The sequence below is a fragment of the Seonamhaeicola sediminis genome, from assembly GCF_004358095.2.
In the GTDB taxonomy this organism is placed as follows: Bacteria; Bacteroidota; Bacteroidia; order Flavobacteriales; family Flavobacteriaceae; genus Seonamhaeicola; species Seonamhaeicola sediminis.
Genome location: NZ_SMZJ02000008.1, coordinates 22,440 through 45,584, shown reverse-complemented (window position 1 = coordinate 45,584; position 23,145 = coordinate 22,440). Strand labels below are relative to the sequence as shown.

Genomic DNA, 23,145 nt, shown 5'->3' with positions numbered 1-23,145 from the left:
AGCTTTTTCATAAAGGCTTTTTTTGTATTATAGCGTTAAATACTGATTCATAATTATGCGAAAAATTTTATTACTTCTTTGTGCTACCTGTCTTATTACCTCTTGTAGTTCCTCTAAGAATAAAGAAAAAAAGAAGGAAGCTAATCGGGTTAATTATGCCAATACTATAACCCCTTCAGAGTTAAAAGAGATGCTTTACACCTATGCGTCTGACGAATATGAAGGCAGAAAAACAGGGGAGCCAGGGCAGAAAAAAGCGGTAGAGTTCATTAAAGCTCAATACATTGCTAACGGTATCCCTTCTCCAATTGCAGAAGGTGATTATTTTCAAGAAATACCAGAATCTTTTTTTAAAGGAGATATCAAAGCTTCAGAAAATGTTTTGGCTTACATAAAAGGCTCTGAAAAACCAGAAGAAATTATAGTAATCTCTGCGCATTTAGACCACATTGGGATTTCTAAAAGTGGTGAAATTAATAACGGAGCAGATGATGATGGGTCTGGTACCGTTGCTATTTTAGAAATTGCTGAAGCCTTTAAAACAGCGGCTGACAAAGGTCACGGACCTAAACGTTCTATTCTATTCTTGCATGTTACCGGTGAAGAAATTGGGCTTTACGGCTCGCGTTATTACACCGATGTTGACCCTGTATTTCCTCTAGAAAATACGGTTACTAACCTAAATATTGATATGATTGGTAGAATTGACCCCAAACATGAAGGCAACCCTAATTATCTGTATTTAATTGGGTCTGATAAGTTGAGTAAAGAACTACATGACATCTCTGAAGATGTAAACAAAAGGTTTACTAATTTTAAATTTGATTATACCTACAATAGTGACAGAGATCCCAACCGTTTTTATTACCGTTCAGATCACTACAACTTTGCTAAAAACAATATTCCTGTAATTTTCTACTTTAACGGAACCCATGCCGATTACCACAGACCAACGGATACCCCCGATAAAATTGAATACGAACTGTTAGCTGCAAGAGCCAAATTAATTTTTCATACGGCTTGGGAATTAGCTAATAGAGAAGAGCGTGTTAAGCTAGATAAGAATTAAGAAAAGGGATTTACAATAGCACATTTAAGTGAACAGCTTTATACGCTTGGATTTAATTTACCAAAAATCCCATGGAACAAATTAGAGATTATAGTTTAGAAGATTTTAAAGAACTTCTACTTAACAACTTTAAAAATATATATGACTTAGAATTGTTAATTCTCAAAGGCCATATCATAACCGAATTTACAATAAACTGTTATCTTGAAAATTTATCTAATAATTCAGACGCAAACTTCTTCAAAGGAGGATATAGCCATAGTCTAAAAATTGGAATGATAGAACACTTTGGAAGATTTGGAGAAAGAAGTTCAGGAATTATAAAGTCCCTTAGATTATTAAATAAAATCAGAAATGGAATTGCTCATAATTTAAGTGTGAACGAACAATTAATTCGGGAATATATAAATTCTGTATTACAAATCGCAAGTACAAATTTCATAAATCCAGAATATGAATTAAGACTAAAATTTTCATTGTCTACAGGTTATTTATGTGCTGAGATTTTTGGAGAATACTATGAAGAAAGAGAAAAAACTAAGTCCAACAATGGCTCCAATAAAAAGCACTGAACTAGTTCTTTATAAAGATTAATATGGTTTACTCTTTGTATATTATTGAGTTCAAACCACAAAAAAAGCCTTTCAATGTCTTGAAAGGCTTGTCTTTTTGGGTGGAAGATCGGTCTCGAACCGACGACCTCCTGAACCACAATCAGGCGCTCTAACCAACTGAGCTACAACCACCATGTTTACGCATTTATTAATGCGAGTGCAAATGTAACAGATTTCGGTTTTTCTACAAAGACTTTTTTTAGTTTTTAATCAATATTTACCCTTCTTCTATTTAAGATTGAATAAACTATCAACAGCCACATAACGCTCTACATTAAACCCCTCGGCATACTCTACACCTATTAAGCGTCCTAAATCTCTGGCCCTATAAGTTACACTATCTTTAAAGTTCACACTAGAAATAGGAGTAACAGGCTCTTTACTATCAGCATCAAAAAACTGGGTTTTATAAGCTAAAACAGCGTCTATTTTTTTATTCATGAACCCAGTTACATCAACCGCAAAATCGGGTTCTAAATTTTTCCATTGCATATAATGATACACATGCTTCGGTCTCCATGGTTCTTGCCATTCATCATCATCTTCAATTTTAGTGTTAATTTTAATCAATCCACTTAAAAAACAAGCATCACTAACCAATTTACTGCCCTTTCCATGGTCTATATGCCTATCATCAACAGCATTGCACAATACAATTTCTGGCTTGAATTTACGTATCATTTTTATGAGTTCTAATTGATGGTTTTTGTCATTAACAAAAAACCCATCAGCAAACTCCATATTTATTCTAACCCTAACTCCTAAAATATTTTTCGCATTTTCAGCTTCTTCATGTCTTGTTTCAGCGGTACCACGGGTTCCTAACTCACCCCTAGTTAAATCTATAATACCTACTTTTTTACCATGGGCAATCTCTTTGGCAATGGTAGCACCACAACCTAACTCAACATCATCTGGATGCGCCCCAATAGCAAGAATATCTAGTTTCATTTATTAATTTTGTGTTTAAAAGTTTTTTCAAAAACCCTATTTTTTTCATAATAATCCTTAAAGTTTTTAAATGTAATGAAAAAGAGTTTCTTTAATCCTTCAAAAGAAATTTAAAATCATGTAAAAACTCTGATTACGAAAACGTCTTCGCTAAAAGTATTACCAAATTTTACTAGCTAAATATAAGAATAATTAAAAAATAATTACACGCCTTTGTTTATGACATTAATCATAATAAATTGGGGCAATCAATAGTAATTTTACACAATAATTAATCAAACGAGAAAACACTAGAAACATGTATTTAATGCTCTTTATTTTAGTAGTAACAATTGTACTTTTTGTTTGGGGAAAATTCACTCCAGATATTGTTGCACTAATATCTATGATTACCTTGTATTTAACAGGTATTTTGACACCCGCTGAAACTTTAAGCGGATTCAGTAACCCAACCGTCATCATGATTGCTGCCCTTTTCATTATAGGAGAAGGGATTGCTCAAACTGGTTGGACAGCCATGGCTGGTAAGAAATTTGTTGAATGGGCTGGTAAAAGTGTGCCTAAATTATTAGTTATAGTAAGTTTGGGTGCTGGAGTATTATCTGGTTTTGTAAGCAATACGGGTACTGTTGCAACCCTTATGCCTCTAACTATATCATCAGCGTGGAGCATAGGAACATTACCTTCAAAAATGCTAATGCCAGTTGCTTTTGGCTCTAATACAGGTGGTTTACTTACTTTAACTGGAACGCCTCCTAATATCATTGCTAGTAACTCATTAGTTGAAGCAGGTCATGAAGGGTTTTCATTCTTTGAATTTGGCTTAATTGGCTTACCCCTGTTAATAATTGCTTTGCTTTATTTTAGATATGTTGGCTATAGGTTACTGCCTGAAAATAAAACCAATAACAAACCAGTAAATATAGAATCTACTTTGCACAATTGGATTGAGGCTTACAAAATTGATGATGATTACTATAGGCTACGTATTAGGTCTTTATCTCCATTAATTAATACTAAAATTGAAAATTGGAATTTTGAAAAAGAGTTTAATATCACCATAATTAGACTAAAAAGAAGACATCCTAACAGATTAAAAGGATATCCTAAATTTGAAGAATTCCCAGATTTAAATACGGAATTAAGGTACCATGATATTATTACTGTTAAAGGTGATACAGAAGCTATCAACCGCCTTATGATTAGGTTCAGGTTAGGGTTATTACCTTTAGAGGAAGAGTCTACAGAAGAATTAAAAAACAATCTTATTAACCAAGAGGTTGGTATGACTGAGGTTTTAGTAAACCCTAACTCCATGTTGGTTGGTAGGAAATATAATTTAGCAGATTATTTTAAAAGATTTAACATTCAATTACTGGCTGTTTCAAGAAACCAAAAGCCTTTACAAGATAAAGAGATAACCGTAAAAGTAGGCGATGCCTTTTTATTAAGAGGTACTTGGGCTAGTATTGATGACCTAAAAAAACAACACGAAAATTTAGTAATATGTGGTAGCCCTGAAGGAATGGCTAAAAACGTAGAAAGCCTCAATTACAGATCTTACATTGCTATGGGTGCTTTACTACTTATGATTGTTTTTATGGTTTTTAAAGTAGTACCAGGCTCTATAGCCGCTTTAATAGCTGCGGGTATCATTTTACTAACAGGTTGTGTTCCAATGGCAAAAGCATACAAAGGTATAAGTTGGACCAGTGTAGTTATGATTGCGGCCATGATTCCTATGGGTATTGCTTTACAAAAAACAGGAACTGCACAAGTTATAGCCAATGGTTTAGTAAATTACCTAGGTGCCATACATCCTGTGGCATTATTAGGGGGTGTTTTTATTTTAACCACTACCTTTAGTCAGGTAATTAATAACTCTGCTACAGCCGTACTAATGGCTCCTATTGCCATATTAGCCGCTAGTTCTCTAAACCTTTCGCCAGAGCCTTTTATGATTGTGGTTGCTATTAGTGCCTCAACAGCGTTCTTAACACCAATAGGGACTACAACAAATGCCATGGTTATGACTTCTGGAGGTTATAAGTTCATGAATTATCTCAAAGTAGGCGCCCCATTATTACTCTTGTTCTTAATTGTTTCGCTAGTGCTCGTGCCAATGATTTGGCCATTCTAAATATAGAAATAAATAATAGTAGGAATCTTAAATTGAACAAAATGAAAGAATCAATGACAATCCCAGAAAAACCCATCTTATCTAAGTATGGGTTAAAAGATGTGACTGCCCATTGGAACTTATCTCCGGAAGAGCTCCAAAGAATCACTCTTGAAAAAGGAATGGGTAAAGAGACCTCTAACGGTACATTAGCAATTAGTACCGGTAAATTTACAGGACGTTCCCCTCAAGACCGATTCCTTGTAAAAGATAATTATACTAAAGATAAGGTTTGGTGGGGAAAAGTCAACAAACCAATTTCACCAGAACACTTTGATAAATTAGAAAGAGCGGTTCTAAAATACCTGTCAGGTAAAGAAATATTTGTTAGAGATGGATATGTGTGTGCAGATCCTGAGTATAGAATGAACGTAAGAACTGTTACAGAGTATCCTTGGTCTAATATGTTTATTTATAATATGTTTTTAAGACCTAGCCAAAAAGAGTTAGAAAATTTTGAAGAAGAATGGCTCATTATTTGTGCTCCTGGGTATGAGTGTCCAGACCCTGCAAGTCATGGACTTCGTCAAGGAAACTTTTCAATTTTAAACTTCACTAAAAAAATAGCCTTGATTGGCGGTTCTGCTTATACAGGTGAAATGAAAAAAGGCATTTTCTCTGCCCTTAATTTAATTTTGCCAACAGAAAAAAACGTCTTACCAATGCACTGTTCTGCAAACGTTGGTAAGCATGGAGATACTGCTATTTTCTTCGGATTATCTGGAACGGGTAAAACTACACTTTCTGCAGATCCTGAAAGAAAATTAATTGGTGATGATGAACATGGTTGGACTTCCGATAATACCATTTTTAACTTTGAAGGCGGTTGTTATGCTAAAGTTATTGATTTAACTGAAGAAAAAGAACCAGATATTTACAGAGCAATCAAACCAGGTGCTATTTTAGAAAATGTTGTGTTTAAAAATAATGGTGAAGTAGACTATTCTGACAGTAGCATTACACAAAATACGCGTGTAAGTTACCCCATACATCATATTGATAATATTCAAGAAACCTTGTATGCCAGTAACCCAAAAAATATTTTCTTTTTAACCTGTGATGCGTTTGGTGTTTTACCTCCAGTTTCTAAGTTAACTCCTGGTCAGGCCGCTTATCACTTTATTTCTGGATACACAGCAAAAGTGGCTGGAACAGAAGCTGGAATTACAGAGCCTGTTCCCTCATTCTCAGCTTGTTTTGGAGCACCGTTTATGCCATTACACCCAACGGTATATGCTGAAATGTTAAGTAAAAAGATGGAAGAAGCCGGTGTAAATGTATGGTTGATAAACACTGGTTGGAGTGCAGGCCCGTATGGTGTTGGTTCTCGTATTAAACTAAAATATACTAGAGCTATGATAACTGCAATACTTAACGGAGATTTGGATAATGTAGATTATGAACAAAACTTTATTTTTGGCTTATTCATGCCTAAATATTGTCCTAGTGTTCCTTCTGAATTATTAGACCCCATGAATACTTGGTTACAAAAAGGTGCCTATGTGGGGAAAGCTATTCAGTTAGCTCACTCATTCCATTTAAATTTCGAAAAGTTTGCAGATCATGCTTCTCAACAAATTATTGAAGGTGGCCCATTAATTGATGAACACCATCATTTACATGAACACTTTTAATAGGTTCTTATTTAAACAAGAGGGAGTTCTTTTTAGAACTCCTTCTAAAATTATTATTAATACTGTTAAATAAAAGATTTGAATGTATTTTTAGGCAAGATTTTTAGATTCATATATCTTCGTAAAAAAAATTGAAATGCTTAAAGCAGTTATTTTTGACATGGATGGTGTTATTATTGACAGTGAACCCATGCATTATAGGGCATACCACGATATGTTTGACGAAATAGGAATAGCGGTTACCAGTGAACTTTATGAATCTTTTACTGGACAATCAACCATCAATATTTGTAGACGTTTATGTGAACATTTCAATTTAAAGCAAACTCCAGAAAGCTTAGTAGCTCTAAAACGAAAGCACTACAAGCAGTTTTTTGAAAATAATTCTGATTTGACTTTAATTGATGGTGTTTTAGAACTCATAAAAGACTATCATAGTAATGGACTGACATTGGTTTTAGGTTCTTCTGCCGCCATGACCAGTATCAATCAAATATTTGACCGCTTTGAATTAAATCAATATTTTAAAGCAAAACTAAGTGGTGCCGATTTAAAAGAATCTAAACCTCATCCCGAAATATTTATTAAAGCTGCTGAAGCATCAGGTTATAAACCTGAAGAATGTATGGTTATTGAAGACTCTACCAATGGTATTTTGGCTGCTAAAGCTGCTGGAATTTACTGTGTAGGCTTTGATAGTTTCCACTCTAAAAATCAGGATTACTCAAAGGCAAATAAAACCATTACTGACTTTAAAGAGATATATTATAGTAGTCTATCAAGTATTTTAAATTAATTATAATTTAAAGTTTTTTGTTAGCCTTTAAAAGCTGGTTTTGTTCTTCCATTAATGTAGTTAGGCGATCTAGTAATTCTATATCTTTTGGGGTTACAACCGTTGTGTCTTTTGCATCTTGGGCTTTTTGTTTTAACCTATTTAAAGATTTAACAACTATAAAAACGGTAAATCCAATAATAATGAAATCTAAAAAAGCTTCACTCAAGGCACCATAACCAATAGCAACTTCTTCTGTAACCAAAGTACCTTTGCTGTTTAAAACAGATTCTCTTAGAATTAGCTTTTTATGTTCAAAGTTCACTCCATTGGTGAGTAATGATAATGGCGGGAGCATAACCTTCTTAACTAAAACATCTATTACTTTGTTAAAAGCTGCACCTATTATAATACCAATGGCCATATCCATCATATTACCCTTTACAGCAAATTCTTTAAATTCTTTTATTAAATGCATACCTATAGTTTTTGTTAGCTACAAAACTATGCGTTTAAACTTGAAGATTAAAAAATAGATATTAATTCATCTTACTTCTTGTAGTACTTAACATACCCCCTATAACTAAAGAAACCTAATAAAATCAAAAAACAACAGGCAATAGCAATAATCTTAAAGCTGTCTAGCTGCTGACCTGATTGATAGGAATGAAGGCCTGCTAAATAAAAATTCACACCAAAATAGGTGAAGATTATAAATGAAATTGCAATAACTGAACAGAGGTTAAAAAACCAACGCCCCCTGAGTCCAGGTATCAGCCGCATATGAATTACAAAAGCATAAATTATAATACTAATGAGTGCCCAAGTTTCTTTAGGATCCCATCCCCAATAACGTCCCCAACTTTCATTGGCCCACATACCACCTAAAAAGTTTCCTATGGTTAACATGACTAAGCCAACCGTTAAAGCCATTTCATTTATAATGGTAAGCTCTTTAACATTTAGATTCATTTTTTTACGGTTTTTAGAAGTTGTAAGTGCCATCAAAAAAAGTGAAACAACACCTAAAATCATCCCTAAAGTAAACGGACCATAACTGGCCACAATTACCGCTACGTGTATCATAAGCCAGTAGCTATTTAAAACTGGTTGCAAGTTTCCTATTGCAGGATCCATCCATTGAAAATGAGCTACCATTAACAACATTGATGTAACAAAAGCTGCAGAGGCTACCGTTAAATCAGAACCTCTTCTATTAAATATTCCAAATACAGGTGATATAAGACTGGTAGCCACAGGGACGGCATCATCTAAACTTACCTTTTTCTGCCTTTTACTTAAACCTGTAATTAATCCAAATAACATGGTAGACCACGCTACATATATCATAGATTCATAAGCGTTACTCCAAGGTGCATGACCAGACACGTACCAACGTAAAATTAAACCTCCTAAATGCAGAAAAAACAATCCAACAATTATCCATTTAAAAACGGATACAAGATTACTGAGTACTTTACTTTGATCTCTAAAAATCTGAATAATTAATAAAATAAACATCAAACTTCCTGCATACATGTACCAACTAAAAAGTCTTTCAAAAACATCGTACTTGTTATACAATACTTCAGTATGAACTTTATCATCAGAAAGCATAACTTCACCGCCATATTTATGTTGTGTCTTTTTGAAGGCTTCTAACAATTTTTCAGCTTCAGAATAATCTCCTGATTGTTTTGCTTTATTTAGAGTAATAAGATAGGCTTGAAATCCATTCTTAATAAAGTTACCATAAAGTGAATCTTTAATTTTATGAGCTTGGAATCTGTAATCGTATGAAGACATCCAGGTGTTATTTGGGTCATCTGGAATAGGAAACAAACGCAAAGAAACACCTTCAATAGCATCATGCAAAAGGCGAACACGCTTATACGCTTCTTGTATTTCCTTTTGATAACCGTTAGGTTGTGTTGTATTAAAAGCGTCCTCTAAATACGGTTGTATTTTAAGCTCTCCTTTGTCTGTAAAGAAATCGGCTAAAGTCACATACTTATCTTCCACACTGGTACCAATAATGTGCCTTATGGTATCTGCTTTTTTCTTGGCTAAATAAATCACAGGAACATTATACCATAGTCTTGGACTTTCCTGCATTGACAAAAATACTTGATGCGCATCAAAATCTTCGTAAGTATCATGTTTACTCAATTTCCTAAGCATTTCAGAGGCGTAAGTACTCACGGGTTTCATTCGTCCGTCTAAATCCTGAATAACCAAATGTGCAAATTTTTCAGCGTATTCTTTTGGTGTAATATTAGCTGCTAAAATGGAGTCTATTTGAGATTTTGTTGGTTTGGTTAAGACTGCTGCAGTATGCTCATGATTGTGACCATCATGTGAAGAATGTTGTTGCGAAAAACCGCTTAAACCTAAACATAAGAACACAACAGTAATTAATTTTGATTTCTTTTCTTTTACTTTATTAAGTTGCTTTCTTAAATATGAAAACCGCGTTCCTTTAACAAATAGAATGGCCATTAAACCAAAGTATAGCATAAAGTAACCAATGTAGGTAAACAGTGTACCCCAATAATCATGATTTACTGATAAGATGGTTCCAGACTCATCAGGAAAAAAACTAGATTGAAAAAAACGATACCCCCGATGATTTAGGATATTATTCATATAGATTTTATAATCAAAACTACCTTCTTTTTCATCTATGACGGTAACCTCACTAGAATAAGCAGAATTTATATCTGAACCTGGAAATTTATCTGCCTGAAAATCATTCAATTTAATGCTAAAAGGCAACTGTAAAACCTTGGCTCCGTATTGGAACGCAAAATCTAAGCCTCCTACTTGAATTTTTTTATGTGGTCTATTCATGCCCTGCCCCCCCAGTATGGCAACACGTTTTGTTTCACTACCAGTGGAAACTTTTAAAACAATACCATCTTCATCATTTTTATTAACTTGTTCTTTTTGAACAATATCAAAAACACCTTTAGTAACAGGCTCAGGAATTACCATTTGCATATTACCTATTCTGTAAAGTGATCGTAATTTTAAAGATTGTAAGCTATCTTTAACTAAAGTTCCCCTTTCTTGGGTAGCCATTACCATGTAATCACCTTCAAATGGAGAGTCTATTAACAACGAATCCCCTTGATATAATATGTTTACTGCTCCTTTTGCTGGATTGTTTAATGTAAAAATTACATTGTGAATACTAGCTTGCTGCCCAACTTTTAAAAAATGATTATGTCTACCGCCTCCGCTAGTTCCAACAAGTTTTAAATACGCCTCACCATTGTCATCTGGAACAATGGTTTCTTCGGCACCAACCACAAATTTTTCTAATTCAATAGTAACAGGTTGCTTGTTATACTTGGTTTGAATCTTAAAATCGTTGTCCAATCTTTTTGAAAAATCTACCTCATACTCTAAAGGTAGCCTTTGAGCTACACCATCAATTTTGTAATCACCGTCAATGTAAGCAGTAACATAAGTTTTTTGAGAAAGAAATACATTTTCAGTGCCACCTTCGGGTATTGACATCATCCCTTCAAAACTGATATATCTTGTAATAAAAGCACCTAAAAAAATAAAGATGAATGCCACGTGCAAAATCAATGTTGCCCATTTCTCTTTTTTGTACAATCTATATCTAACAATGTTTCCACAAAAATTAACTACAAATAACACCATGATAACTTCAAACCACCATGCATTATAAATTAAATTTCTTGTGTAAGGTGTTGGTGATGTTTCTTGTCCTGCATCTAAAAAAGTTCCTGTTACCATAGCTGCAGCAAAAACTAAAAATAAAAAACCAGTAAGACGTGTTGAGAAAAGGGTATTGGCGAGTAATTTTTGCATAGTATTTACCTATTTTAAGGTCATGCAAATTTACATATTTAAGTTTATTTTAGAATGTTAAAGTTTGTTTAAAGACAAAAACTAGAGAACCGAATGTTGATAAATACAAACTACCTACTTATTCTGTCTAGCTTCAAATACTTTCAAATAAATAAACGTACCCATTTTTCTAGCACGTCGTTTAGCATTTTCGGCATAATCACCTTGAAAAAGCTCATCTATAGTTTGAAACCAAAGATTTAGCCATAGGCCAAAGTGCATTTCGGTAATAGCGTTTTTGTTTTCCTTATCTACTTTTATATGAGCTTCCAATGGATCTCCGTAATATCTAGTTCTCAAGAATAAACTAGACTCCCAAAAGCTAGTTAGCTTTTCTAAATGGGTATCCCAATCTTTTATGACATCATTAAAAAATGGTCCTAAAACATCGTCTTTTCTCACTTATTTGTAGAATGATGACACCAACAAATAAACGTCATCTCTAGTTTTTATATCTGATTTTGACATAAAACAAAGATACATCAATACCCTTTTATTTACCACATTATTACTTATTTTAGCAACATGATTTCAGTGATTATTCTTGGTTCAGGAAATGTAGCCAATCATTTATATAAAGCTTTTAGAAAAGCCGAAAACGTTTCTGTACAGCAATGGTATAACCGCAATATTAAATCTATAAATAGTTACAAAAACGAAGTTGAGATTACTGATGATTTATCAAAACTTAAGGATGCTGATATTTACATTTTGGCTGTAAGTGATGATGCCGTTTCAAACTTATCGTCTAAAATACCTTTTAAAAATAAATTAGTAGTTCATACATCAGGTAGCGTAAATGTGCATGATTTAGACAAAAAACACAAACGTGGCGTGTTTTATCCTTTACAAACTTTTAGTAAAAATGCTGATTTAAATTTTTTAGATATACCTATTTGCGTTGAAACCATAGATAAAAAAGAGTATCACACTTTAAAAGCGTTAGCAACTTCAATCAGCAATACGGTAAAAAAGGTAAATAGTAATCAGCGTCAAGTACTTCATTTAGCAGCTGTTTATGTAAATAATTTCACTAACCAATTATACCGTATTGGTCATGAGATAACCGAAAGTGAAGGTGCTGAATTTGATTTGTTAAAACCCCTAATTTTAGAAACTGCAAAAAAGGTTCAGGAATTATCCCCCTATATGGCACAAACAGGACCTGCAAAACGAAATGATAAAAAAACTATCAAAAAGCATTTAAAGCTTTTGAAAAAAGAACATCATAAAGACATTTATAACTTACTAACTGAATCTATAAAGAAAACCCATGGAAGATAAAAGCTATAAAGAATATCTAGAAAACATTAACACTTTTATTTTTGATGTTGACGGTGTTTTAACCGACGGTTCTGTTACTATCATGACTAATGGAGATATGTTAAGAACTATGAATATTAAAGATGGATACGCCTTAAAAACAGCTATTGATGCAGGTTTTAATGTTTGTATTATTTCTGGTGGTTCAAATGAAGGTGTTAGAAAACGTTTAGCAGGTTTAGGCATAAAAGATATTTTTCTGGGTGCTCATAACAAAATAGATCAGCTAAACGAATACTTAAACAGTAAAAATGTGGCTTTAGAAAATGTATTGTACATGGGTGATGACATTCCTGATTTCCCAGTAATGAAACTAGTTGGTTTACCTTGTTGCCCACAAGATGCTGTTCCAGAAATTAAGACGATTTCAAAATATATTTCTCATAAAAATGGGGGAAAAGGAGCGGCACGTGATGTGATTGAACAAGTACTTAAAGTACATGACAAATGGAACAGCAATTTTAATGCGAAATATGATTGAGTTTAAGAGGCTGTCACTATTTTTAATAAAGTCATTTATGAACTCGCGTTAACTTTAATTTTGGATTATAAACTTTGAACTTCCTAAACCTCATCCGCTGGAAAAACCTAATCATGATTGCCATTGTGCAATTACTTATAAAATACGCACTATTAGAACCATTTGGCGCTTTAACCAGTTTAAATACTTTAGGTATCATCATTTTAATTTTAGCTACCGCTTGTATTGCTGCTGCTGGAAACATCATTAATGATATTAATGATATTGAAACCGATTTGGTAAACAGACCTAGCAAAGTTATTGTGAGTAAATTCATTTCAGAAAAAACAGCCTTTACCCTATTTATTATCTTTAATTTTATAGGTGTTGGTTTGGGCTATTACTTATCTCATTTAGTAGGCAAAAGCGCTTTTTTTGCCTTATTTGTTATTATTTCGGCATTGCTTTATGTGTATGCTAGTTATTTAAAACAAACCTTCTTATTAGGCAACATTGTTATCTCTCTATTGGTAGGACTAAGTGTTTTAATAGTAGGAATTTTTGATTTAACACCAAACATAACCCCAGAAAACCAACAACTACAATTGGTGTATTTCAAAATTATTTTGAACTATGCCACTTTCGCTTTTCTAATTAATTTAATTAGAGAAATAACTAAAGATATTGAAGATGTTGATGGCGATTATAAAGCAGGTATGAATACCTTGCCCATTATTATTGGAAGAGAACGTGCCTCAAATATTTTATTTACGTTAACACTTATTCCCATTTTAGCAATAGGATATTTTGTAGTTTATAAAATTTATCAAAATGAAGCAGCGGTTATTTATTTTTTAATTTGTGTACTTGCTCCTCTTATTTATATATCCATTAAAGCGTTTGGTGCCAAAACTAAAAAACAATTCCATCACATTAGTAACCTACTAAAATTAGTAATGTTTTTAGGAATGCTTTCCTTACTTTTATATAAGTTTTCTTTTTAAATGCTTAACAAAAAACTTAAAGACTATAACCTAATTTTAGCTTCGGGTTCTCCTAGAAGGCAAGCATTTTTTAAAAGTTTGGGGGTAACATTTGAAATTAGATTAAAACCTGTAAAAGAACAATATCCCCCTAGGCTAACCCATTTTGAGATAAGTAATTACTTGGCGCAACTTAAAGCAATACCATTTAAAGATGAATTGAAAGACAATGATATTCTAATTACCAGTGATACCATTGTGTGGCACAAAAGTAAAGCTTTAGGCAAGCCTAAAAATAATGACGAGGCTTATTATATGTTAAAATCTTTAAGCAACACTACACACGAAGTTATAACATCGGTTTGCTTTACCTTAAAAAACTACGAAAAGACTTTACACAATATTACTAAAGTTACTTTTAAAGCGCTGACAGATGAAGAAATTTGGTACTACATAAAAGCCTATAAACCATTTGATAAAGCAGGTGCTTATGGTATACAAGAATGGATTGGAGAAATTGGCGTTACAAAAATTGAAGGCTCTTTTTTTAATGTGGTTGGTTTACCTGTACATCTTGTTTATAAAACGTTAAATGACATTGTAGACCGAGGATAACTTATTAATTTTAAATCAAAATAAGTTGTTATGAATACCTTACTTAAAACTTTAGTTCTCATACTATTATTCTCTTCCTGTAAAGACCAAAGGCATCAAAAAGATTTAGCCCATAATTGGGAAACTCATTTTGAAATTGCAGAACCATTTGAATCAAAAAAGCTTTCTCAAGAGTTTAAAGACTATTGGTATGCAGGAGAAGCCGAAATTTCTTCGTATGAATTAGAGCAAGCACGTTACGGAGAAACTAGAACAGGAAAAGCCGTTTTAATTTATGTTACTGAAGATTTTCTACCTAAACTTCAGGTTAAAGCAAATAATCAAAGTGCTAAAAACATTGCTGTTTTAAAGCTAAATACCACCAAAAATTTCAACACAGGTATCTATCCCTATTCTATAATGCAAAGTGTATTTTATCCGGTATCTAACAATCAACATGCGTTAAAAGTATCTAGTTCAATTCAAGAATGGTGCGGACATGTTTATACGCAATTAAACAATCGTGATAAATTCGAAATCATGTCTCATTCGTATTTTGAAGGAGAGGCAGACCAACAATTCAATTTAAATAAATCTATTTTAGAAAATGAATTGTTTACGCAATTGCGTATTAACCCAAAATCTTTACCTGAAGGTTCCTTGGAAATTATTCCATCTTTTGAATTTTGCAGATTGAGTCATAAAGAAATTAAACCATACAAAGCTATTGCTAGATTAAAAGGTAATGACTATGAGGTTAATTATCCAGAACTTGATAGAACATTATCTATTACTTTCAATCCAGAATTTCCTTATCAAATTTTAGGCTGGGAAGAAACTTATAAAAGTGGCTTTGGTTCCAATAGCAAAACACTTACCACAAAAGCTATTTTATCAAAGCGTATAAAATCATCATATTGGAATAAAAACAGTAATAAACACGAATTCATAAGAGATTCTCTCAATTTAAATTAAATAATTATTGTGCTAGCTTTAGTATCTTTGTAGGACAACTTGAATACATTTTTTTATGGCTTTAAATGACTTTAAATGGGAACTAATACAATCTGGAATTGTAATAATTTCACTTCTTGTTTTAAGGTTTATAATTAATTTTACAATTGCAAAAATTGGCAAGAAAAATGGCATTAACATAGCGCGGATCAGGCTTATACAAAGATACACTTCCGTAGTTTTAATGTTGATTGTAATTCTGATTGAAGCTTATATTTTTGGAGTAGAATTCAAAGATATTGCAGTAATTTTTTCTTCAGTTTTTGCTATTCTAGGTATTGCCCTTTTTGCTATATGGTCTATTTTAAGTAATATAACATCAGGTGTTATTATGTTTTTTAGCTTTCCATATAAAGTAGGTGACAAAATAGAAATACATGATAAAGATTTTCCTGTTAAAGCAATTATTGAAGATATTAGGTCATTTCAATTGCATTTGAGGTTAGAAAATGGCGACTTGGTAACTTATCCAAATAATCTGATACTTCAAAAAGCAGTTACATTAATTCAAAAAGATGCCATTGAAGAAATAGTTTCAGATGATGATGGTGCAGATATTGTTTAAAAACATTGACTTGAAACACCATATGAATGTCTAGAAAAAGATTACAACGATCAAAAAAGAAATTGGGGCAGGCTCCTGGAAGTATTATCTACACGGGAGAACGCACAAAAGACAAACTCAATATTGAGGCATTTGACTTTACCCAAGAAAACTACTCAGAAAAAGAGCTACAACACATCACAGATTGTTTTGAATATAAGTTTTCAAATACAGTAACCTGGATAAATTTAAATGGCCTAAATCATGTAAAGGATATTGAGGCTTTAGGTAATCACTACGAACTACACCCTTTGGTTTTAGAAGATATTGTAAATATAGCGCAACGCCCAAAGGTTGATGATCATGAATCTTATCTCTTTATTGTTTTAAAAATGCTGTATTATGACGATAGGCAAAATCTAACATCAGAACAAGTAAGTTTGGTTCTTGGCAATAACTACGTAATATCATTTCAGGAATCTGAAGGTGATGTATTTGAGCCAATAAGAGACCGCATTAGGCACGCTAAAGGTAGAATAAGAACCATGTCTTCAGACTATCTTTTATACACCTTAATTGATGCCATTGTTGACCATTACTTTAGCGTTATTGAAATATTGGGCGATAAAATTGAAGATTTAGAAAATCAGGTGTTTTCTGCTAGTACACAACAAGATTTAAGTATCAAAATACAAGATCTTAAAAGAGAAGTGTTACGTGTAAGACGTGCTGTTTTTCCGCTTCGCGAAGTCATAAACAGGATTGAAAAAAATGAAACGTCGCTAATTAAAAATAAAACGCTTACCTATTTTAAAGATATATCAGACCACCTAACTCAAGTTGCTGATAATATTGAAATATCACGAGAAATAATTGGTGGTTTAATGGGTATGTATCTTACAAATATTAGTAATAAAATGAACGAGGTTATGAAAGTACTTACTATTATGGCCTCTATTTTTATTCCCTTAACCTTTATTGCTGGTATTTATGGAATGAATTTCAACTACATACCCGAATTGCAATTTAAATATGGGTATTTTGGAGTTTGGGGTGTAATGATATTAATATTTCTAGGCTTAGTTTATTATTTTAGGAAGAAAAAATGGTTATAATCCTGCCATTTTGTCAAACCTCATAACCGTTTTTCTAATTGTTTTTTAGCTGGTACATTTTTTGAAAAACACTTATTACAAGATAAGTCTAATTCAAAAAAATTAATAAAGATGAAAGCATTGAAGATACTACCATTGTTTTGTCTATTATTTTTTAATTGTTCTGGGCAAGACAAGCAAAAACAAGTTAAAACCCCTAATTTAAAACCTGATGAAAATATTACGGTTAACAAAGAATATGATGAATATGGAAACCTTAAACGTTATGATTCTATTTACTCCTACAGTTATTCATCTAATGGTAAAATAAGCGATAGCCTTACACTACAGTTTCAAAAGCATTTTAACAACCATTCGCTCTTTAACGATTCTTTTTTTGATGATTTTTTTGGAAAAGATTCTAGCACAGGTGGTTTTTACCCCGATAATTTTTTTCATAACGGTTTTATGAATCACAACAAACAAATAGAAGATATGATGAAGCGAATGGATTCCATTCAAAAACTATTCTTTAACAAGAGATTAACCCCAATTGTACCTGCAGAACCCGAAAAAGAAAAACCGCTGAAAAACTCAAGACAAATTTAGTTTCAATAACTGTTAAATAAAGATTAAAACCAGCCCCTAGGCTGGTTTCTTTGTTATCTTTGAGTTTTAGCAAAGGAATTAATTATGCGAAAACACCTGTTGATTGTTGGGTTTTTATTTTTAGCACCAACATATCTTAATGCTCAAAAACCCAAAGCTCCATCAGCATCAGATATCTATGAATCCATTCAAAAATTAAATTTTTTAGGTTCCGTTCTTTATGTAGCAGCACACCCAGATGATGAAAACACACGCTTAATTTCTTATATATCTAATCACATAAAAGCAAGAACAGCCTACTTATCTTTAACCCGTGGTGATGGCGGACAAAACCTAATTGGTTCAGAACTGCGAGAGCTTTTAGGCGTAATAAGAACTCAAGAATTACTTGCCGCAAGACGTATTGATGGCGGTGAACAAATCTTTACAAGAGCTAATGATTTTGGGTATTCAAAACACCCCGATGAAACTTTTTCTATTTGGAACAAAAAGCAAGTTTTAAGTGATGTAGTTTTAGCTATTAGAAAATTTAAACCAGATGTTATTATCAACCGTTTTGACCACAGAACACCCGGAAGTACCCATGGTCATCACACCAGTTCCGCAATGTTAAGCTATGAAGCATTTGATTTAGCAGGAGATAAAACGGCACTCCCAGAGTTACTGAAATTTGCCAGTATATGGAAACCAAAACGTTTGTTTTTCAATACCAGTTGGTGGTTCTACGGTAATCAAGAAAACTTTGAAAAAGCTGATAAAACCAATATGATAAATTTTGATATTGGCACTTACTACCCTTTAAAAGGCATGTCTAATAATGAAGTGGCAGCTTTAGCAAGCAGCCAACATTTATGTCAAGGTTTTGGTAGGTTATCACAACGCGGGTCACAGCAAGAATACATTGAACTCATTAAAGGAGAACCCTTAAATGGAAATGATATTTTTGCTGGCATTGATACCTCTTGGAACCGCGTTAAAGGAGGTAAACCTATCGGAGATATTTTATATGCTATTGAAAATAACTTCAATTTTAAAAATCCATCAGCACATGTACCGCAACTTATTGAAGCATATAAATTGCTACAAACTATTGAAAACAACCATTGGAAAACACAAAAAACCAAAGCACTAAAAAGCATCATAGAAATGTGTGCCGGTTTATATTTAGAAGCATCAGCCGAAACTTATTCCAGTACCCTTAATCAGAGAGTCTCTTTAAATATTGAAGCTCTTAATCGTAGTAATCAAAATGTAGTGTTAGAAAGCATCATGCTTTGGGATGGAAATACACTCAATAAAAATATCACCTTAAAAAATAACCTAAAAGAAACCTTTAAAACAGAATATTATATTTCAACAGAAGAAAGTTATACTTCGCCTTATTGGCTAAATGAAAAAGGAAATTTAGGCATGTATAAAGTGGAAAACGAATATCTTATTGGTAAGCCAGAAACCCCAAAAAACGTAAATATCAATTTTAATTTAAGAATAAATGATTATCCAATAATTTTAACAAAGAACGTTATACACCGTTATTCAAAACCTGATAAAGGTGAACTATATCGGCCTTTTGAAGTAGTTCCCGAAGTTTCGGCTAAAATATCCCAAAAGGTTGTCATTTTTGAAAACGATAAACCTCATGATATTACAGTTATTGTTAAAGCAGGAAAAGACAATTTAGAAGGTCATGTAGAAATTTGCCACCCTAACAATTGGAACGTATATCCCAAAAATCAAAAAGTTTCTATTAAATATAAAGACGAAGAACAATCACTCACGTTTACAATCATTCCTCCTAAATATCAAAGTGAAGGTTTTATAAGTCCTATTATTCATATTGGTGAGAATAAATACACTAAAGAACTTATTGAAATTAAATATGATCATATTCCTTTTCAAACCGTGTTACTCCCAAGTGAAAGTAAAGTGGTTAGACTAGACATTCAAAAACGAGGTGAGAATATAGCATACATACAGGGGGCGGGTGATGTAGTTCCAGAGAGTTTACAACAAATTGGCTATAATGTTCAAGTTATTAAACCAGAAGCCATTAATGCTGAACTGTTGCGTAAATTTGATGCTGTGGTATTAGGAATTAGGGCATACAACACCATTGAAACGTTAAACTTTAAACAACAAACCTTATTTGATTTTGTAGCAGATGGAGGCAATATGATTGTGCAATACAATACCTCCCACAGGCTAAAAACAAAACAGCTAGCACCCTACCATTTGAAACTTTCAAGAGATAGGGTTACCAATGAACATGCTGAAGTTAGGTTTCTTAATCCAGAACACCCTGTCTTGAATTACCCCAATAAAATAACCCAAAAAGATTTTGAAGGCTGGACACAGGAACGTGGTTTATACTTCCCAAATGAATGGGGAAAAGAATTCACTCCTATTTTATCAATGAACGATAAAAATGAAAGTCCTAAAGATGGAAGCCTATTGATAGCTAAACACGGGAAAGGTTATTATATTTACACAGGCATCAGTTTCTTTAGAGAATTTCCTGAAGGTGTTTCAGGAGCATATCGCCTATTTGCAAACATACTTTCTTTAGGAAAAGAAGACCTAAAATTGGAAGCTAAATTAAATGACTAATGATGGCTCATAATAACCAACCTAAGCAAAAGTGGCTTAAACTTTACTCTATTGTATTAATAGCCAATGCCGTTTATTTCATATTGTTTTACTTAATCATGAAAGCTTATTAATATGCAGTTAAACTGGATTGATTGGGCGATACTAAGTGCTACTTTATTTGCTATTGTTGCATACGGCACATGGCAAACCAGAGGCAGTAAAAATGTAAAAGATTATTTGAGAGGTGGAAATAAATCAAAATGGTGGACGATTGGCTTGTCTGTTATGGCTACCCAAGCTAGTGCTATTACCTTTCTTTCTACTCCTGGTCAAGCCTTTAATGATGGCATGGGTTTTGTACAATTTTATTTTGGGTTACCCATTGCCATGGTAGTTATTTGTATGGTATTTATTCCTTTATATCATCGGTTAAAAGTATATACTGCCTATGAGTTTTTAGAAAGTAGATTTGATCTAAAAACCAGAACACTAACAGCAATTTTATTCCTAATTCAGCGGGGTTTAGCTGCTGGTATTACCATTTTTGCACCGGCCATTATTCTATCTGTTGTTTTAGGATGGGATTTGATAACTCTCAATATTGCCATTGGGCTTTTGGTAATAATCTACACCGTTTCTGGTGGTACACGTGCTGTAAACGTAACACAAAAACATCAAATGGTGGTGATATTTATCGGTATGTTGGTTGCCTTCTTTTTAATTGTAAGTAAACTCCCTGAAGATATTACTTTTAGTAAAGCCCTAAATATTGCTAGTGCTAGTGGAAAAATGGAAATTTTAGATTTTTCTTTCAGCCTTAATAACCGCTATACGTTTTGGAGTGGTATTATTGGAGGTACGTTTTTAATGTTATCTTATTTCGGAACTGACCAAAGTCAGGTACAACGTTATTTATCAGGTAAATCAGTAAAAGAAATGCAATTGGGTTTAATATTTAACGGATTGCTAAAAGTACCAATGCAGTTCTTTATTTTGTTGGTAGGGGTTATGGTTTTTGTGTTTTATCAATTTAATGAAGCACCCATCAATTTTAATCCAAACGGAAAGGAAATAGTTCTTAAATCTCAATATGCAGAGGCCTATAAAGCACTTGAAATAGAGCAAAAACAAGTATTTAATGATAAACAAAAAATAATCAATTCATACCTAGAAACTAAAAGTGAAACATCTAAAAAATATATTACTCTGGCTAATGAGGCTAATGATGACATAAGAGAAGAAGCCAAATTACTGATTGAAAAAGCAGCCGAGGAACTAGACGAAAAAGTTGTAAGTAATGATAAAGATTATGTGTTTATCAACTTTATTTTAAATAATCTACCCAGAGGATTAATAGGTTTATTATTAGCGGTTATATTAAGTGCTGCTATGTCTAGTACTGCTAGTGAGCTCAACGCGTTAGGCTCTACTTCTACTATAGATTTATACATTAGAAATAGTGGAGAAAAAACAGAAGAAGAAAAAGTAAAAATATCACGGTGGTTTACTTTTGCTTGGGGTATTTTAGCTATTGGAATAGCTTGTATTGCCAACCTTTTTGAAAATTTAATACAACTTGTTAATATCATTGGCTCTATTTTTTATGGTAATGTATTAGGCATCTTTTTGCTGGCATTCTTCTTTAAGTTTATAAAAAGTAATGCCGTATTTGTGAGTGCACTCATAACACAAGTAATTATTTTTGGATTGTATTTTCTTAACGAGTTTGAATATATTAATTTACCATTTCTTTGGTTAAATTTTGTAGGTTGTGCAATAGTTATTATTATAGCCATTATAATCCAAACTTTAAATGGAAACACAAAAACAATCACAGCATAAAACCATTAACTGGGGTATTATAGGGCTTGGAAGCATTGCTCATAAATTTGCCAAGGATTTATTAACTATTGAAGGAGCAAACCTGCTCGCAGTAGCTTCAAGAACTCAGGAAAAAGCTAATGTATTTGCTTCACAATACAACGCAACCAGAGCATATTCTAGTTATGAGGCCTTAGCTCATGATGAAAATATTGACGCCGTTTATATTGCTACACCGCATGCACTTCATAAAGAAAACACCTTACTTTTTTTAGAACATGGCATTGCTGTTTTGTGTGAAAAGCCTTTTGCTATGAATAGTGAAGAAGTCAATGAAATGATTTTAAAGGCTAGAGAAAAGAATGTGTTGTTAATGGAAGCACTTTGGACCTATTTTTTACCGCATTATCAACACGTTCTAGATTTGGTAAAAAACGAAACTTATGGGAAGTTGCTTAACATTGAGGCTGACTTTGGTTTTTATAGAGCTTTTGACAATAACGCTAGACTCTTTAACAAAAACCTTGGAGGGGGCAGCTTGTTAGATATTGGCATCTACCCTATTTTTGTAGCCTTATCTACTTTGGGAATCCCAGATAAAATTGAAGCAGATGCCACTTTTTTCGGAAACGGAGCCGACTCCACTTGCCAAATAAAATTTCATTATCAAAATAACATAATGGCGTCTCTAAAAAGTTCATTAATTGAGGACACACCTACTCAGGCAACTTTTCATTGTAAAAATGGTATAATTAAAATTAATACCATGTTTCATCAACCATCAACAGTAACGATTATAGCTGATGGTAAGGAAGAAACCATTGATTTTGGATACAACACTATTGGCTATAACTACGAAGTTATACACTTTAATCAATTATTACGAGATGGGAAAACCGAAAGTGATATTATGACTTTTGAGTTTAGTAGAAATCTTATAAAGTTATTAGATAAAGTTAGAAATGAGATTGACTTAGAATACTAAAAAAAGCGCAACTATGGTTACGCTT

Annotated in this window: 20 protein-coding genes and 1 tRNA gene; 16 read left to right on the top strand and 5 right to left on the bottom strand. The window is 32.8% G+C overall.

Annotated elements, in window-relative coordinates; all coding sequences use genetic code 11:
* Positions 1–55 precede the first annotated feature (55 nt).
* Positions 56–1,069 carry a M28 family metallopeptidase gene (locus E1J38_RS12530; RefSeq protein WP_133357171.1) on the top strand — a complete coding sequence of 338 codons (1,014 nt, stop codon included), beginning with the start codon at positions 56–58 and terminating at the stop codon, positions 1,067–1,069.
* Between the two features lie 71 nt (positions 1,070–1,140).
* Entirely contained in the window at positions 1,141–1,641 is a 501-nt protein-coding gene (locus tag E1J38_RS12525) for a hypothetical protein (protein ID WP_133357172.1), read from the top strand.
* A 99-nt stretch (positions 1,642–1,740) separates the two neighbouring features.
* Here E1J38_RS12525 and E1J38_RS12520 read toward each other — a convergent pair.
* A tRNA-His gene (locus E1J38_RS12520) sits at positions 1,741–1,816 on the bottom strand.
* A 95-nt stretch (positions 1,817–1,911) separates the two neighbouring features.
* Positions 1,912–2,634 carry a bacillithiol biosynthesis deacetylase BshB1 gene (bshB1, locus tag E1J38_RS12515; RefSeq protein ID WP_133357173.1) on the bottom strand — a complete coding sequence of 241 codons (723 nt, stop codon included), beginning with the start codon at positions 2,632–2,634 and terminating at the stop codon, positions 1,912–1,914.
* Between the two features lie 307 nt (positions 2,635–2,941).
* Here bshB1 and E1J38_RS12510 point away from each other — a divergent pair, with 307 nt between their 5' ends.
* The 3 genes from E1J38_RS12510 (at position 2,942) to E1J38_RS12500 (ending at position 7,243) form a co-directional block, all read left to right on the top strand.
* Positions 2,942–4,774, top strand: coding sequence for an SLC13 family permease (locus E1J38_RS12510; RefSeq protein ID WP_133357174.1), 1,833 nt, complete (start codon positions 2,942–2,944; stop codon positions 4,772–4,774).
* 41 nt (positions 4,775–4,815) lie between these two features.
* Positions 4,816–6,447 (top strand): phosphoenolpyruvate carboxykinase (ATP), encoded by a 1,632-nt coding sequence (gene pckA / locus E1J38_RS12505; protein ID WP_133357175.1) that lies wholly within the window; start codon positions 4,816–4,818, stop codon positions 6,445–6,447.
* A gap of 136 nt (positions 6,448–6,583) precedes the next feature.
* Entirely contained in the window at positions 6,584–7,243 is a 660-nt protein-coding gene (locus E1J38_RS12500) for an HAD family hydrolase (RefSeq protein WP_133357176.1), read from the top strand.
* A 7-nt stretch (positions 7,244–7,250) separates the two neighbouring features.
* Here the strand turns inward: E1J38_RS12500 and mscL are convergent, their stop codons facing one another.
* The 3 genes from mscL to E1J38_RS12485 form a co-directional block, all read right to left on the bottom strand.
* Positions 7,251–7,700 (bottom strand): large conductance mechanosensitive channel protein MscL, encoded by a 450-nt coding sequence (gene mscL, locus E1J38_RS12495; RefSeq protein WP_133357177.1) that lies wholly within the window; start codon positions 7,698–7,700, stop codon positions 7,251–7,253.
* A 71-nt stretch (positions 7,701–7,771) separates the two neighbouring features.
* Positions 7,772–11,065, bottom strand: a complete 3,294-nt coding sequence (locus tag E1J38_RS12490) for a cytochrome c biogenesis protein (RefSeq protein WP_133357178.1) — start codon at positions 11,063–11,065, stop codon at positions 7,772–7,774.
* Positions 11,066–11,179: 114 nt separating this feature from the next.
* Positions 11,180–11,506, bottom strand: a complete 327-nt coding sequence (locus E1J38_RS12485) for a group III truncated hemoglobin (RefSeq protein ID WP_369407163.1) — start codon at positions 11,504–11,506, stop codon at positions 11,180–11,182.
* 123 nt (positions 11,507–11,629) lie between these two features.
* On the opposite strand from E1J38_RS12485, the gene E1J38_RS12480 reads away from it, so the two are divergent.
* The 11 genes from E1J38_RS12480 to E1J38_RS12430 all read left to right on the top strand — a co-directional run bounded on the left by E1J38_RS12480 (position 11,630) and on the right by E1J38_RS12430 (position 23,120).
* Positions 11,630–12,388, top strand: coding sequence for a Rossmann-like and DUF2520 domain-containing protein (locus tag E1J38_RS12480; RefSeq protein WP_133357179.1), 759 nt, complete (start codon positions 11,630–11,632; stop codon positions 12,386–12,388).
* Positions 12,378–12,908 (top strand): KdsC family phosphatase, encoded by a 531-nt coding sequence (locus tag E1J38_RS12475; protein ID WP_133357180.1) that lies wholly within the window; start codon positions 12,378–12,380, stop codon positions 12,906–12,908. The genes E1J38_RS12480 and E1J38_RS12475 overlap by 11 nt, the downstream gene beginning before the upstream one ends.
* Positions 12,909–12,982: 74 nt before the next feature.
* Positions 12,983–13,891 carry a geranylgeranylglycerol-phosphate geranylgeranyltransferase gene (locus tag E1J38_RS12470; RefSeq protein WP_133357181.1) on the top strand — a complete coding sequence of 303 codons (909 nt, stop codon included), beginning with the start codon at positions 12,983–12,985 and terminating at the stop codon, positions 13,889–13,891.
* Positions 13,892–14,485 carry a Maf-like protein gene (locus E1J38_RS12465; RefSeq protein WP_133357182.1) on the top strand — a complete coding sequence of 198 codons (594 nt, stop codon included), beginning with the start codon at positions 13,892–13,894 and terminating at the stop codon, positions 14,483–14,485. It abuts the gene before it with no gap.
* A 30-nt stretch (positions 14,486–14,515) separates the two neighbouring features.
* Entirely contained in the window at positions 14,516–15,439 is a 924-nt protein-coding gene (locus E1J38_RS12460; protein WP_133357183.1) for a septum formation inhibitor Maf, read from the top strand.
* A 55-nt stretch (positions 15,440–15,494) separates the two neighbouring features.
* Positions 15,495–16,043, top strand: coding sequence for a mechanosensitive ion channel domain-containing protein (locus tag E1J38_RS12455; protein ID WP_133357184.1), 549 nt, complete (start codon positions 15,495–15,497; stop codon positions 16,041–16,043).
* Between the two features lie 26 nt (positions 16,044–16,069).
* Positions 16,070–17,137, top strand: a complete 1,068-nt coding sequence (corA, locus tag E1J38_RS12450; RefSeq protein ID WP_133357185.1) for a magnesium/cobalt transporter CorA — start codon at positions 16,070–16,072, stop codon at positions 17,135–17,137.
* Between the two features lie 111 nt (positions 17,138–17,248).
* The gene (locus tag E1J38_RS12445) at positions 17,249–17,725 is read left to right on the top strand and encodes a hypothetical protein (protein ID WP_133357186.1); all 477 of its coding nucleotides are present in this window, start codon (positions 17,249–17,251) and stop codon (positions 17,723–17,725) included.
* A gap of 84 nt (positions 17,726–17,809) precedes the next feature.
* The gene (locus tag E1J38_RS12440) at positions 17,810–20,332 is read left to right on the top strand and encodes a PIG-L family deacetylase (RefSeq protein ID WP_133357187.1); all 2,523 of its coding nucleotides are present in this window, start codon (positions 17,810–17,812) and stop codon (positions 20,330–20,332) included.
* 114 nt (positions 20,333–20,446) lie between these two features.
* Positions 20,447–22,156 carry a sodium:solute symporter family protein gene (locus tag E1J38_RS12435; RefSeq protein ID WP_133357188.1) on the top strand — a complete coding sequence of 570 codons (1,710 nt, stop codon included), beginning with the start codon at positions 20,447–20,449 and terminating at the stop codon, positions 22,154–22,156.
* Positions 22,128–23,120 carry a Gfo/Idh/MocA family protein gene (locus E1J38_RS12430; protein ID WP_133357189.1) on the top strand — a complete coding sequence of 331 codons (993 nt, stop codon included), beginning with the start codon at positions 22,128–22,130 and terminating at the stop codon, positions 23,118–23,120. Before E1J38_RS12435 ends, E1J38_RS12430 begins: the two co-directional genes overlap by 29 nt.
* The last annotated feature ends 25 nt before the right edge of the window (positions 23,121–23,145 follow it).

Coding starts and splice junctions, on each gene's coding strand:
- E1J38_RS12530 (WP_133357171.1), top strand. CDS start 56: ATGCGAAAAATTTTATTACTTCTTTGTGCTACCTGTCTTATTACCTCT.
- E1J38_RS12525 (WP_133357172.1), top strand. CDS start 1,141: ATGGAACAAATTAGAGATTATAGTTTAGAAGATTTTAAAGAACTTCTA.
- bshB1 (WP_133357173.1), bottom strand. CDS start 2,634: ATGAAACTAGATATTCTTGCTATTGGGGCGCATCCAGATGATGTTGAG.
- E1J38_RS12510 (WP_133357174.1), top strand. CDS start 2,942: ATGCTCTTTATTTTAGTAGTAACAATTGTACTTTTTGTTTGGGGAAAA.
- pckA (WP_133357175.1), top strand. CDS start 4,816: ATGAAAGAATCAATGACAATCCCAGAAAAACCCATCTTATCTAAGTAT.
- E1J38_RS12500 (WP_133357176.1), top strand. CDS start 6,584: ATGCTTAAAGCAGTTATTTTTGACATGGATGGTGTTATTATTGACAGT.
- mscL (WP_133357177.1), bottom strand. CDS start 7,700: ATGCATTTAATAAAAGAATTTAAAGAATTTGCTGTAAAGGGTAATATG.
- E1J38_RS12490 (WP_133357178.1), bottom strand. CDS start 11,065: ATGCAAAAATTACTCGCCAATACCCTTTTCTCAACACGTCTTACTGGT.
- E1J38_RS12480 (WP_133357179.1), top strand. CDS start 11,630: ATGATTTCAGTGATTATTCTTGGTTCAGGAAATGTAGCCAATCATTTA.
- E1J38_RS12475 (WP_133357180.1), top strand. CDS start 12,378: ATGGAAGATAAAAGCTATAAAGAATATCTAGAAAACATTAACACTTTT.
- E1J38_RS12465 (WP_133357182.1), top strand. CDS start 13,892: ATGCTTAACAAAAAACTTAAAGACTATAACCTAATTTTAGCTTCGGGT.
- E1J38_RS12460 (WP_133357183.1), top strand. CDS start 14,516: ATGAATACCTTACTTAAAACTTTAGTTCTCATACTATTATTCTCTTCC.
- E1J38_RS12455 (WP_133357184.1), top strand. CDS start 15,495: ATGGCTTTAAATGACTTTAAATGGGAACTAATACAATCTGGAATTGTA.
- corA (WP_133357185.1), top strand. CDS start 16,070: ATGTCTAGAAAAAGATTACAACGATCAAAAAAGAAATTGGGGCAGGCT.
- E1J38_RS12445 (WP_133357186.1), top strand. CDS start 17,249: ATGAAAGCATTGAAGATACTACCATTGTTTTGTCTATTATTTTTTAAT.
- E1J38_RS12440 (WP_133357187.1), top strand. CDS start 17,810: ATGCGAAAACACCTGTTGATTGTTGGGTTTTTATTTTTAGCACCAACA.
- E1J38_RS12435 (WP_133357188.1), top strand. CDS start 20,447: ATGCAGTTAAACTGGATTGATTGGGCGATACTAAGTGCTACTTTATTT.
- E1J38_RS12430 (WP_133357189.1), top strand. CDS start 22,128: ATGGAAACACAAAAACAATCACAGCATAAAACCATTAACTGGGGTATT.